The following is a 13542-nucleotide window of genomic DNA, read 5'->3' as shown; positions in this document are numbered from 1 at the left end:
TTCTCTTCTATAACTTTAACTTCCCGAACTCGTCACCGAATGCAGTATCTCGCGCCAATTCATTGGCCCGTGCCAATGACGCGTGAGTGCCTGCGTCTGTCCACCAACCCTTAAGTATATCGTAGGTAAGATTTCCTCGTTCAATATATGCATTGTTTACGTCTGTGATTTCCAATTCGCCTCTTGCAGAAGGCTTTAATGTCTTGATGATCTTGAAGACTTCACTATCGAACATATATATGCCAGTCACAGCGTAATTGCTTTTAGGCTGCTGTGGCTTTTCTTCAATTGAAATGATCTTCTTATCTTCAATTTCGGGAACTCCAAAGCGTGAAGGGTCAGGAACCTTCTGAATCAATATTTTTGCTCCAGTCTGTTGTTCACGAAAATTGTCTACATAAGCTGTAATATCATCCGCAAATACGTTATCTCCCAATATGACAACCATCTGATTGTGGCCGACAAACTGTTCGGCAAGTCCAAGCGCCTCGGCGATCCCCCCTGCTTCATCCTGTACTCGGTACGTGAAAGAAACACCCATATCAATACCACTTCCAAGAAGGTTAACTACATCCCCCATATGTTCTTTACCGGTGATAATTAAGATATCGGTTAATCCAGCTTGCTTGAGTTTATATATAGGATAAAAAACCATTGGATATTTCCCGACAGGCAGTAAGTGCTTATTTGTTACTTTAGTTAAAGGAAAAAGGCGGGAACCGGTCCCGCCTGCAAGGATGATTGCTTTCATGTTCATAACCTACCTAACCAATTTATAAGTTTCCTCAAAAATCCAGCACTTTTAAACCCCTCATATAACCGACTCATGATAGTGTAAATATGGGCACCACTTACACTGAAGTTATATTGCTTTCTTAACTCTTATTCTTTATTCAATCGCGTGTCTAAACTTTAATCAATCCGTGAAAATACAATCAGAAATTGTATTCCAAAATATATTTACCAAGCTTATTGTTTTTCCTTTCCTTCTCAAAAGCAATATAGTAATCATTTATATTGTCTATAGTAAATCGGCCAAGGACCAAGCGTTCTAATTTTTCACAGAATAGGTTATCTGACAGTAGTTGAGCTGCATTAACGAAATCCTCAACATTACTGCGAGTAACACCATATAGACTAATTCCTTTTTCAAGGATTTTACGAGTAGCTATACTCACTGTGTTTTCAGAAACACCCGTAAGTATAATTTTCCCACCTGGTAATATGCTATCTATCATTTGATTAATACCTTGTTCTGCTTTATTTCCACCTATACACTCAATTGCTACGTCAATATCTTCATTTATAGTATTTTCATAATGTAAATAGCTAGAGTGCACATCGAACATGTCCATCTTTTCTTTATGTGAACCAACTATTATTATTTTTCCAGCATGATAAGTAGATAACACTTGTGCAAGGATATAACCTAAAATACCGTCTCCCCATATTGCTACTGTATCAGTTTTTGAAAAGTCCGTTCGCCTTAAGATTGACAAACAGACTGATATAAGTTCACAAAAAACAGCAACTTCATTTTTAACAGCTGAGGGTAATGGTATTAAATTCTCCATCGGATATGAGAATAAATTTCTTGAGAATCCATCTATACTACTTGATGCAAATAAAGCCAACGGAGAATAATTTTCTCCCAAATGCTTTTTAAAGCTAACTTTATCTGACAACCTATCTTGAGAAATTAATATATTCGGACAAAGAGCGACTTTTTGACCGGGATGCAACCTCCCAGAAGGATCCTTAACGACTACCCCTACAGCTTCATGAATCAAACTTATGGGGTATTTTAAACCAAGAGTTTTTTCATCTCTCAACCCCTCATAATACCTAAGATCAGCTTTACATATAGCAGCATTAGTAATTTCCACAACTGCCTCTTCTTTATTTAATTGAACATCTTCAACAAATAACTCAAATCTTTGCTTGTCCACAATTCTGAAGCCATGTGAGAACATCTCTAAATCCTCTCTGTCTTGCCTAACTTAACAACTGATTTAAGCAGTAGCAAGTCATCCATTGTTGTAATTTTAAAATTTAGTTTCTCACCTGAAACTAAAAAAACCTGATCCCCTTGATTTAGGAGGAGTTGACAATCATCTGATGCATTGTTAATTTGATTGCGGAATGCTCTATCATGTGCTGATCTTATTTTTTGATATTCAAAACTTTGAGGTGTTTGACCAAGAAATAAATGATTTCGATTGGGAATATTAGATATTTTTTTTGCATCAACACTATTTACTATAGTGTCACTTGTAGGAATCACAGTATCCACGGCACCATATTGTTTTGCAGCTTTTATGTTATCAGTAATAATTCGATGAGTAACTAAAGGCCTTGCTGAATCATGAATAACAACAATATCGTTCTTTAACACATCGTTCTCTATTGCTATTAAGGCATTATAAGTCGATTGTTGACGTGATGATCCAGAATTGACAATCCACTTTATTTTATTAAGATCGTATTTCCGTATCCATCTTCTTAATTCATCGTGCCATTCATCTACACATACAACTGCAATATGTTCTATTTCTGGATGGATATCGAACAACTCCAAAGTATGAATAAGAATTGGTTTTCCATAAACATCAATAAATTGCTTAGGTTCACTTACATTCCCCATTCTTGTACCTTTTCCACCAGCCAATATAATTGCTATAGCCATTTAAACCATTCTCCTTAAGCCGATTTTATTATAACTTAATTAGTTCACGATATAGTTTCTCTCTATGATTTTCCTTATGAGAGAAAAATCCCAATGATCTTTCATCGTATTCATTGTCAGCTTTAAAATCCCTTTTGCAAAGTTTGTCCAGTTCAATCACTAGATCTTTATAATCCAGACACAAGGGTCCAAATCCCTCTTCAAACTCCAAATCCAACTTGTTATACAAATGATTTCCACTTAGAAACTCATTATAATCAGGGATAAAGTATATTATTGGAGTATTACGATATACAAAATCAAATAGATAAGATGAAAAATCGGTTATAAAAATACTATACTCTTCTTTTTTTACATCACTGTTCACTAGACTAATATTATCTGAAAGATTAAAAACAGATGCGAAATCAGCAAAAATAGGATGCAAATTTAAATCAAGTTGTAATTCGTTCTCTTGAAGAAAAACTTTCAATTCTTCAGAAGATAATAATTTATCAATACCTTTATAATATGTTGAATTTTTGAATAAATCAAAGTCTAAAATCCATTTTTTGTTCACTATCCCTCTCGTAAGTGATCTACGCCAAGAAGGGGCAAAGAGTATTTTCTTCTTTGTTGCCAAGCTAATATTTTCAACATCAAATCTAGGCATACCAGTAACGATTATTTGATCAGATTTATATTTATAGTTTTCTATTAAATTTTGCTTTTCATAATCACTCGAAACTACAAACTTATCAATTCCAGTTTTCTCACTGCTATAAATCCAAGGAGTATGCGCATGCAATATACCATGCTGTAGATATATTAATTGGTACTTTAATAAATCAGATATATTATTTAGATTACGAGAATCGAATGGAGAATATTCATTTGAGTCTTGAAAAGATGTTAATATCATTGACGCATTCACAAAATAATACTTATGTTTTTTCGATCCAAAAACAAGAATATTTTTTTCTTCATCAGGAGTAAACCTATTTCTAATATCTTCTCCTTCATAAGTAATGTAGTATCTTCTTACACCATCATTGATGTTAAAATCATGTTTAAATTGATAATATCCATTATCAAAAACACCTGGCCTATCGTTATAAATCCAAACTGGATCTTTAATAGAAAGAAAACTTTCAAATTGTCGGTATAGTAATTGAAATTTTAATTTCCTTTTTTTTAATTGCTTTCTGTATAATTTATTTATTTCTTTTTTATCAATTTTTGTAGCTTTTGAAATTCTTAATTCCACAGGGTTATTAGAATGTCTGATATTAAAATTCTCGACAATTACATTTTTAATAGGTAAATATTTTTTTATAATAGCTCTATCCATCATATAGTAAGAGGTTGAATATTCAAAGTTTTGAACCTTTATAGCGAATCTTAAATTTCCATTTAAGAGAGATTCTAATGGAATATTCTCTTCAAAAAATAAAAACTTATTAGTTTTTATTTTTGATTTATAGTAGTCGGCGTTAGTATCACTCAGATTAACTGAATATTCTTGAGAATCGAAAATTAACACTAAGTCAGGGTTAATTAAATCAAGAAAAGGAGCTTTTACATATCCAGCCATTCTTAGAACCCCCGATCTTATATCCATTTTTGTGAAAACAAGAGTGAAGTTATCTATAGTAACTAATAATTCATTAGAATCATAAATATATACGCCTCGAGTATCAGTAAGTATTTTAAAAACTCTGTTACTTTTTGATTGTATAAAATAAAATCTATGATAATAATCTATAAAAGGCTGTTTCATAATCACAAAATTAGATATTTCATCTAATACTTTATCAAAACGCCCTTTCCATAATTTGAAATCATTCTCAGTTAAATGGTAGGGAAATAGAGTGTTCTCCTTAAATCTCCAGTTTATTTCATAAAGAATCATACTTTGGACATAGTCAGGAATTTTTTTGCTTGGCGTTTTGAAATTTTCCAACATTTTCTCAAAAAATTCAAGTAATTGGTTACCAATATGAACAGGACTTTTGAATTTATCTACAGCTGAGCTATTATCTCTTCTATAAATATATCCCCCTGCATTACATATACCTATTTTTTCTTTCCTCATTACATAAAACGTGTTAAATAAAGCATCCTCTGATTGCTTAAGGGTAGTATCAAAATATATCCTGTCATTTTTTAAATTTTTCACAACTACATTCATAGTACATTGATTCATAAACTTAGAAACGTTAACATCAAAAACACCTTTCTTTTGATAGTTAACACTTCTTGGATGAGATGTTAATTTTCCCGAATCTAAGTTGTATAAAGGATACGCTATTATATCAACTAGGTCATCAAATTCATTAAAACAATTAATAACATGTAAAATAGTTTGAGGAGAGAGTAAGTCGTCAGAGTCAAGAAACAAAATATACTTCCCAGTAGCTTGAGTAATACCTGTATTCCGAGCCGCTGATACCCCCAAATTATTTTGGCGAAAATATTTTATGTTATCTTCAATTTGATTTTTGGTATAGGAAAGACATATCTCTGAACTCTTATCTGTGGAACCATCATCTACTAACAATAGTTCGTAGCTCAGCTCACCTACTTCTTGAGTTAAAACTGATTGAATAGTTTCATGTAGAAATTGCTCTGCATTATATATAGGTACAATTATACTAACATCATATAAGAACATTTTTATATTCCTTTCACACTCAATATTCAATGAAACAGAAATTCACACTAAGAACATATTCCAGACTTTCCATTTAAATTTTCTTAAAATTTTATTAAGAATTCCTGGTCGTTTAAGGTTATGCAATTCTATATATTTTAAATATTTATTTGATATTTGTTTTTCATATCTTTTTAATACTTTACTTCGGTTTGTATTAGTTTCTTTATCTCCTGGTATATGGTAGACGGAGGTAACTTGGTTTGAGAATATGAATTTACTTATCATACTAAATTTAATCCATAAGTCCCAATCTTCAAGCCATTCAAGAGATTCATCTATACCACCCACCTGTTCGTATAATTCTTTTTTGAACATGGCTGCCTGAATGGGAAACATATTCTCAAAAAATATACGCTCATGATGGACAGGATAATTGTATCTCACTTGCCCGTTGGTAACTTCCATACATAGCGGCTCTAAAGAGTGATAAATCACCTTTTTTTCAATTGATGCAGAGTGAACAACACTTACATTAGGTTTTGAAACTATTTCACGGTGTAATGTCGATATATGGTTGGGCAAAAAGAAATCATCATCATCCAGGAAATTAATATATTTACCTGTAGCATGTTCAAGTCCAATATTAGCGGCCTTGGATCGTCCTACTGATTGATTAACTGGCAAATAAACAATATGAAGATCGTTAATATATTTATTCACAATACTCTCTGAGACAGCTGGCCCATCCTCAACAATGACAACTTCTATATTCGAGTAATCTTGAGACTGAATACTTAACAAAGCCCGATTTAACAATGTAGGACGGGCTTTTGTTCTAATGATTATCGATACTCTATCATTCTGGCTAGACATAATCGCCACTCATTTCAAATGTAAAATTGAATTGTATATTCTCTCACAATTATCTTGATCTCTTAACACAAAAAAGTCATCTACTCTCTTTTGATAATCAGATTGCCGTTCGGACTCCGGTTTTTCTAACAGAGTTTGCAAATGTTCTATAAGAGCATCTTCGTTGCTTATAACTGGTCCGAATCCATCTCTTTTGTAATCAAAGTAGCCTTTACGATAATGTTTGCTTAGAAATACATCATAATCGAATTGGTAGTACAAGACAGGTTTCCCCATGTATGCAAAATCAAAGAATACACTGGAATAGTCCGTAATTAAAACCGAAGACGTTCTAATCAAATTCTGAATGTCAGACTCTTCTACCTTATTAACAACTATATTGTCGCTGCTAGTAGTAAAATGATCAGCAAAGCAACGCATCTCATGATGAAGTTGAAATACCAGTTTATAATTGTGATGGGAAAGTAACTCATCCAGCTGTTTATTATTAAGAATGGATTGATACCTCAAATAATATTCAGAAGTTTGAAAAATTCGTTCTCTTTCTTCTTTGCTTGCATGCCACGCCAATTCCTTTCTCCATGTTGGCATAAGTAAAATAGTTCTATTACTCAACACATTATGAAGCTCATCAAATCTAGCGAAACCTGTGTATGCAACCTCGGAAGCGTTATAACCAAATGTACTTTTTATATATTCGTACTCCGGCTTAGCACCAGTAATGAATAAATCAAAAGATGTGTTCTCTTTACCCAGTACATCACTTACATCATCTTTAGTTATCCCATGCTGCAAAAAAACATATTTCTGCCGTGGAGCTAACCAACCAAAATATTTTTTGTATAGTCGATAGTTCCATGCCTCTACTGTCCCTCTGTGTGCAGTAATTAGTCGATCTGCTCCACAGAAAAGTATTTTGTGCATTATTCCTTTATATTTGATGATATGATCATAATTCTTTAATCTATCTTTTTCGGCAGTACTTACTCCATCAATGAGAAAATACGCATTTATTTCACGATGGTTTTCTCTCAAAAACTTATAAAAACTAAATCCATTGTCTTGTGCCTCATCGCCTCTTTCAGTCACTAGCCAAACATTACGATATTTAGGAAGTAGTCGAAAGATCTGTGACAGCATTACAAAAAAGATAATTGAAGTAACTTTGGTCAATTTCTTAGTTGCGTTCCATACTTTTTGTCCCACTCTACGAATTTTATTCTTAACCTTTAATATGATCACTCTTGAGAAAAACTTTAAAAATACAGACTTTTGAACAGCTAGTATGTTAGAGCGAGCTACGGGATTATCGATTTTATTAATCGTTTCAAGTTGTATCCTTTTGAAAATCTGTTTTGATTTATAAAAAAACTCCTTTTTCTCGTTGTGCGAAAAAAGTGAGTTCCCCATAATGTTATATAGAAATGGCTGTAGCGATCTTGCATTAAACCAATCAATCATTTCAGCATACTGAGGGTATTTTAATTTAAGATCATTCATTTTGCTATTCACCATAAGATGGTCCTGGTAATTTCTCTTATCGGAGAAGTACGTGTCTGTCTTTGAAATTGCTCCACTAGCTTCCCTTTTACGATAAAAGTATTTGCATTTGTTTGAAATGAAGACTTTATTTGCATTGAACAATGACTCTGTAGAGAACAGTACATCTTCAATTCTTGAGGCTTCAAATCTTAAGGTTTGAACATTCTCTTTTTTGAACACTTTATTGCATACGGATGTGGCAAATATTATTTCAGGAAAAAATTCAATGTTACTAATTTCATATTCACTACTGAATAATTTGGCGGAAGGATTCCTGGCATATTTTTTCCCACTCTCGCTATAATAATCATACTCATAAAGAAAGAGGTCACACTCAGTTCTCTCAAGTTTCTCCACAGCATATTTACATACATTATCTGAAATAAAGTCATCTGCATCCACAAATGTAATGTACTTAGCACTCGCATATTCTAACCCTGAGTTTCTTGCAGCAGCAGAGCCCAAGTTTATATGATGTTTTAAAACCTTAATAGAAGGATAATTCTCCTCATATCTTCTAGCTATTTGTAGACTACGATCTGTACTGCAATCATCTACAATTATAATTTCTATATTGTTAATACCAAGTGTCTGATTGATCAATGAGTTTACACAATCCTCCAGATACTCCTCTACGTTATACGACGGGACAATTACTGAAATTTGATAAGAGTCCATCTTCCCTCCTAACCCCCAAGAGAATTTTTTTTGAAATTAGCACAAATCAGTTTTGCATCACCCTCTTCCTTAACTTTTCCTTTTTCAAGCCATAACACCTTATGGCAAAGCTTTTCAACTTGCCCTAAAGAATGAGAAACAAATAGGATTGTAGTCCCATTATTCATCATGCTCTTAATCTTGTTCTCACTTTTTTCTTTAAATTTTATATCACCTACGGATAGAACCTCATCTACAATTAAGATGTCTGGCTTAATTACTGTTGCTATTGAAAATCCTAAGCGTGCTTTCATTCCAGATGAATAATTTTTTAGCGGAGTATAGATAAACTGTTCAAGATCACTAAAATCAATAATTTCTTCTACCTTCGATTGAATTGTTTTCTTTGAATAACCAAGAAGTAATCCATTCAAATATATATTTTCCATACCGGATAAATCGCCATTGAATCCAGCTCCTAGTTCTATAAGCGGTGCAAGAGTCCCCTTCTTACTCACAGACCCACTTGTAGGCTTTAATATCCCAGAGATAATTTTGAGCAAAGTACTCTTACCAGCTCCATTAAGACCGATGATCCCATACACTTCTCCTTTTGGAACCGAAAAACTCACATTATCCAATGCATTAAATTCTTTATAGGTTAACTCTTTTTTTACTTTTTTTATGAAAAAATGCTTAATAGAATCAATTTTCTCGCTAGTTAGTCTATAAGACATTGACACCTGATTAACCTCGATTGAATTCATCTTTTCTCCTTTAGGGCAGTCTCATTTTAGAGATGAAATATAAACTTATCCTGTTTTTTATAAAATATAAAAATACCGATAATGAAATAGAGTATTGAATATCCTGTGGCAATTGTAAAATCGAATAGTGAGAACAATTGATTATGCATCAGCAGATCCCTAAAAATAACTAGTACTGAATAGAGCGGATTAAGTTCGATAATCCACTTAAATTGCTCTGGTATTATCTCCTCAGGATAAAAAATAGGTGTCATATACATCAAAAGCATTAATAACACAGAATACAGGTGTTTTAGATCATTAAAGAAAACAGCAATCGTCGCTATAATCAATCCTATGCCTGCTGAGATCAACAAAATTTGAATCAATGGAATAAACACAAGCAAGTTATATATAGAGAACTCCATCCTAGTAATTATCATAACAATCATAATTGGTATTAATGACACCAAGGATGTTAGGAAAGATGAACAGATTTTTGATAGTGGAAAAAAGTACTTTGGAACGTATATTTTTTTTATCAATTGGCTATTAACCTGTATAGAATTCATAGCAAAATTAGTTGCTTCAGAGAAAAAGCTATATATTAATCTTCCCGTTAGTACATAAACAGGAAAGTTCTCAATATTATTTTTAAACACCTCTGAGAAAATGATAGTTAAAACTATCATCATAAGTAATGGATTTAGAAAACTCCATAGGACACCTAGATAAGAATTTTTATATTTCAGCTTAATATCCTTACGTACCAGCTCAATAAATAAATCCTTATACTTCACAAAGTTATGCAATCGTTCTCTCATAATTCTCCTCTTATTCTATATTAGAATGTTACTACTTGCTCAAACATTCGCTCTAACTCTTATTTATATGCTAAAATTACTGTCGTATCTACAAGCAAAGGAGAATCAAACCTTGTCGAATCCAGTATACGGTAAACAAAAAAAGACGTCGAGCAAGGCCAGTTCAAGTTCGGCATCACCGCTTTTATGGACATTGTCTGTAGGACTTATCTTATTTTTACTCTGGTCTTCATTTCAAGTTGCGTTATTTAACGGACAATTGCTTCAATTTGAAGGCCCCATTTATTGGGCACTAGTAATTACAAGCCTCCTCTTTATTGTCTGGGCTGTAGTCTACTACAAAAACATCTCACTAGACTCCCAACGAGATTGGCTAAAATTAGCCGTCCTCCTGCTGCCACTTACCTACATCCTATCACTGATCAGTGCAGCTTCGAAATACTTGGCAGTCAACATGATTCTAATTCAGTGCATCTATACCATGTTGTTCATCATGACGATGTACTTGCTCCAGAACAAACAAATCAATCATATCATACAATCTTCCTTAATAGGAATTGCATATGTAATTGTAGGTTTTGGATTGTTGAACTGGCTGGGAGCCTTCAGTTTTGCGGGCAAGCTGGTTGGCTGGTTCTCTTCAGGCGTAGTCAACGGGGTATATAACCAAGCGATTTGGAATGATGCCAATGGTCCACGGCTAGCTTCCATATTCCAGTACCCAAATACATACGCAGCATTTCTGATGGCTTTTTTGTTTATTAGCATCTTTAGCCTGATCCGCACCAAAAAGGTATATATGCAGTTGGTCCACGGATTCATGCTTGTTCCCATCTTGCTGTCCCTGTTGCTTACACTGTCACGGACAGGACTTGTAATGATGCCAATCGTGTTCGTGATCATCCTGTTGTTTCTTAAACCAGCAAAACAGATCTTATGGTTCATTTATCTTGCCATATCAGGAATAGGTACAATTCTCATCCTGAATCCGGTCAATAACGCTGGACTCGAATTACAGCAGCAATTCACTGCCGGACTTGCATCCAAAGGCTGGATCTACTTGATTGCCGCTTCCATCGTTGTTGCAGTCATTATTTGGGCTCTTCAACACTGGATCGCTCCCAAGTTGGAAGCAAAGCTCCAATCCTGGGGGAATCGCAAAGGCGCAAGCCTCTGGATCCCGCTTGGCTCAGCACTCTTCGCCATTATTGCGGCAGTGCTTCTGTTGGGTACCAGTCTTCGAAACATTCTGCCTGATAGTATCAGTACGCGTCTAGAAAACATCAACTTCCAGCAGCACAGTGTCCTGGAAAGGCTAACCTTCTACAAAGATGCCGTCAAGGTCATAGCTGACTATCCTTTGATTGGTGCAGGCGGTGGCGCTTGGACTGCACTGTACGAAAAATATCAAAACAATCCTTATGTAAGTGCACAGGCACATAACTTCTTCATGCAGTATCTCGTAGAAGTCGGAATCATCGGATTTATCATTTTCATGGCATTTATTCTGTATATCTTCTATCAATTCGTTCGCAGCTACTTGCGAAGAGATGAAAGCGAAAGAGAGTCGCATTTTGTATTTTTCATTTTGTCCATGACCATTCTGGTACTGAGTCTTCTCGATTTCAACATGAGTTACGTCTTCATCGGCATGCTGGTGTTTATCGGGTTTGGGGGAATGGCGGCAGCGATCGAACCACGGCCCGTACAACGTTTGAAAGTAAGCCCATCGGCTGCACGAGGTATCTATACTGCAATCGCCGGAGTATCGATCATCATACTTTTGATTGTATCTGTGCGCTTTTTGCAAGCAAATCAATATGCGAATGCAGCCAAGGAGGTTGCACAAACCAGCCAATCTTTTGAAGAGATTAAAGCTGCTTTGGATAAAGACCTGACCATACGTAGTACACACTCTGACTCTCTCTTGACGCTATCTGCTCTCTATCAGCAAGGTTTCGAACAGACGCAAGATGATCAGTTCTATATGGCTGGCATAGATCTCCTTCAAAAGGGACTACAAGCAGAGCCGTATAACAAAAGTATGGTTAAACAGCTAATCCAATTTTATGAGCTTAAAGGTGAATCAGACCAAGCCTATACTCTCCAAAAAGAATATGCCAACAACTATATCTGGGATATGGATTGGTACGAGACGCTGATTAGCCGTTCGTTCGATCTCGGATATCAGGCACTCGGACAAGGCGATACGGCTAAGAAGGAATCTTACTTCACTTCAGGTCTGGATGCTTACCAGCACGTTGTTGATGGCGTAGAGCATCTGAAGACTCTCCCTGAAGGGCAGCTTCAAGGACAGCCATTTGAGCTCACTCCAACAATGATTCTAAATGCAGGTAAAATGAAATATATGTCAAACGATTCTGCCGGAGCTGCTACTATTCTTAAGGGTGGAATTGCAGAGGATCTGTCCGATGCTACTAACCGTGAAATTGTCCGTTGGTACCTTGCTGCTCTGACTAAGGATGGAGAACAGGATCAAGCAGTATATGATAAGTTGATTGCTGTCGCACCGAACGAAGCAGACGAGATTAAACAGATTGCTGAACTGAACTTCTAATTAAAAGAATGTTCTAACGACTCTATTAATATTAATTTCACATCAAAAAAAGGTTTGCCCTACCAAGGGCAAACCTTTTTTTGATCTATTCCATAGAAAATTCACTAGTTCGACGCCACGATCTTCTTTAAGTAGTCTAGCAGATCATCCCTAAGATCCGGGCGCTGAAGGGCATAATGAATCGTCGTTTCAATAAAGCCTAGCTTCTCCCCCACGTCATGACGCAGGCCGTCAAAATGATAGGCAAGAATCTGCCGCTGGTCGTTCAGACGGGATAAGGCATCCGTTAACTGAATCTCTCCTCCGACACCGGCAGACTGCTGACCTAAAATATCAAAAATATCTGGAGTAAGAATATAACGTCCCATGATGGCAAGATTTGAAGGTGCGTCTTCCGTCTTCGGTTTCTCAATTAAACGGCGTGCACGGAATACACGATCATCGGTTGGCGAAACTAGCTCTCCGTCCACAATTCCGTAACGAGATACTTCGCTCCAATCGACAGGCTGTACTCCTACGATCGGGGATTGCAATTCGTCATAGACTTCGATCATCTGCCCCAGACAAGGATCTTCCGATTCCACAATGTCATCCCCGAGAAGGACAGCAAACGGTTCGTTTCCGATGAACTTACGGGCGCACCATATGGCATGGCCGAGGCCCTTGGGTTCCTTTTGACGGATATAATGAATATCTGCCATCTCGGAAGGTTTGCGAACTTCATTCAGCAAGTCCCACTTCTGTTTACCTGCCAGATTCTGCTCCAGTTCGAATGAATAGTCGAAGTGGTCCTCGATGGCCCGCTTCCCTTTACCTGTAACGATAATGATATCTTCAATACCCGAAGCTACTGCTTCTTCGATAATGTACTGAATTGTCGGCTTATCAACGATGGGCAGCATTTCCTTCGGCATGGCCTTGGTTGCAGGCAGAAACCGGGTACCCAGCCCGGCAGCCGGAATAATGGCTTTGCGGATTCGCAGCTGAACCCACTCCTTTGC

At 35.8% G+C, this 13542-nt stretch carries 10 protein-coding genes; 1 reads left to right on the top strand and 9 read right to left on the bottom strand.

The genetic code is table 11. The features are described from left to right. Positions 1-7: 7 nt before the first annotated feature. The 8 genes from AAIH57_RS22805 to AAIH57_RS22770 all read right to left on the bottom strand — a co-directional run bounded on the left by AAIH57_RS22805 (position 8) and on the right by AAIH57_RS22770 (position 9963). The gene (locus AAIH57_RS22805; RefSeq protein ID WP_430023092.1) at positions 8-751 is read right to left on the bottom strand and encodes a sugar phosphate nucleotidyltransferase; all 744 of its coding nucleotides are present in this window, start codon (positions 749-751) and stop codon (positions 8-10) included. A gap of 184 nt (positions 752-935) precedes the next feature. Beyond that, positions 936-1973: a zinc-binding dehydrogenase gene (locus AAIH57_RS22800; protein ID WP_430023091.1), complete on the bottom strand. Its 1038-nt coding sequence runs from the start codon at positions 1971-1973 to the stop codon at positions 936-938. Positions 1974-1975: 2 nt separating this feature from the next. Next, positions 1976-2686, bottom strand: a complete 711-nt coding sequence (gene ispD, locus AAIH57_RS22795) for a 2-C-methyl-D-erythritol 4-phosphate cytidylyltransferase (RefSeq protein ID WP_430023090.1) — start codon at positions 2684-2686, stop codon at positions 1976-1978. Positions 2687-2714: 28 nt separating this feature from the next. Next, complete coding sequence (locus AAIH57_RS22790; RefSeq protein ID WP_430023089.1) at positions 2715-5339, bottom strand: glycosyltransferase; 2625 nt, start codon at positions 5337-5339, stop codon at positions 2715-2717. A 42-nt stretch (positions 5340-5381) separates the two neighbouring features. Next, entirely contained in the window at positions 5382-6194 is an 813-nt protein-coding gene (locus AAIH57_RS22785; protein WP_430023088.1) for a glycosyltransferase, read from the bottom strand. A gap of 9 nt (positions 6195-6203) precedes the next feature. Continuing rightward, a complete protein-coding gene (locus AAIH57_RS22780) occupies positions 6204-8414 on the bottom strand; it encodes a bifunctional glycosyltransferase/CDP-glycerol:glycerophosphate glycerophosphotransferase (protein ID WP_430023087.1) in 2211 nt (736 codons plus the stop codon). An 8-nt stretch (positions 8415-8422) separates the two neighbouring features. Then, positions 8423-9160, bottom strand: a complete 738-nt coding sequence (locus AAIH57_RS22775) for an ABC transporter ATP-binding protein (protein ID WP_430023086.1) — start codon at positions 9158-9160, stop codon at positions 8423-8425. A gap of 26 nt (positions 9161-9186) precedes the next feature. After that, positions 9187-9963 carry an ABC transporter permease gene (locus tag AAIH57_RS22770; RefSeq protein ID WP_430023085.1) on the bottom strand — a complete coding sequence of 259 codons (777 nt, stop codon included), beginning with the start codon at positions 9961-9963 and terminating at the stop codon, positions 9187-9189. Positions 9964-10075: 112 nt separating this feature from the next. Here AAIH57_RS22770 and AAIH57_RS22765 point away from each other — a divergent pair, with 112 nt between their 5' ends. Then, entirely contained in the window at positions 10076-12541 is a 2466-nt protein-coding gene (locus AAIH57_RS22765) for an O-antigen ligase family protein (RefSeq protein WP_430023084.1), read from the top strand. A gap of 104 nt (positions 12542-12645) precedes the next feature. On the opposite strand, the gene galU is transcribed toward AAIH57_RS22765, so the two are convergent. Continuing rightward, positions 12646-13524, bottom strand: coding sequence for a UTP--glucose-1-phosphate uridylyltransferase GalU (gene galU / locus AAIH57_RS22760; protein ID WP_430023121.1), 879 nt, complete (start codon positions 13522-13524; stop codon positions 12646-12648). Positions 13525-13542: the final 18 nt, after the last annotated feature.

It is taken from the genome of Paenibacillus sp. MABNR03 (assembly GCF_050455445.1).
GTDB lineage: Bacteria > Bacillota > Bacilli > Paenibacillales > Paenibacillaceae > Paenibacillus > Paenibacillus xylanilyticus.
Note: the sequence above shows the minus strand (reverse complement) of the source record. Positions and strands in the feature narration are given on the sequence as shown.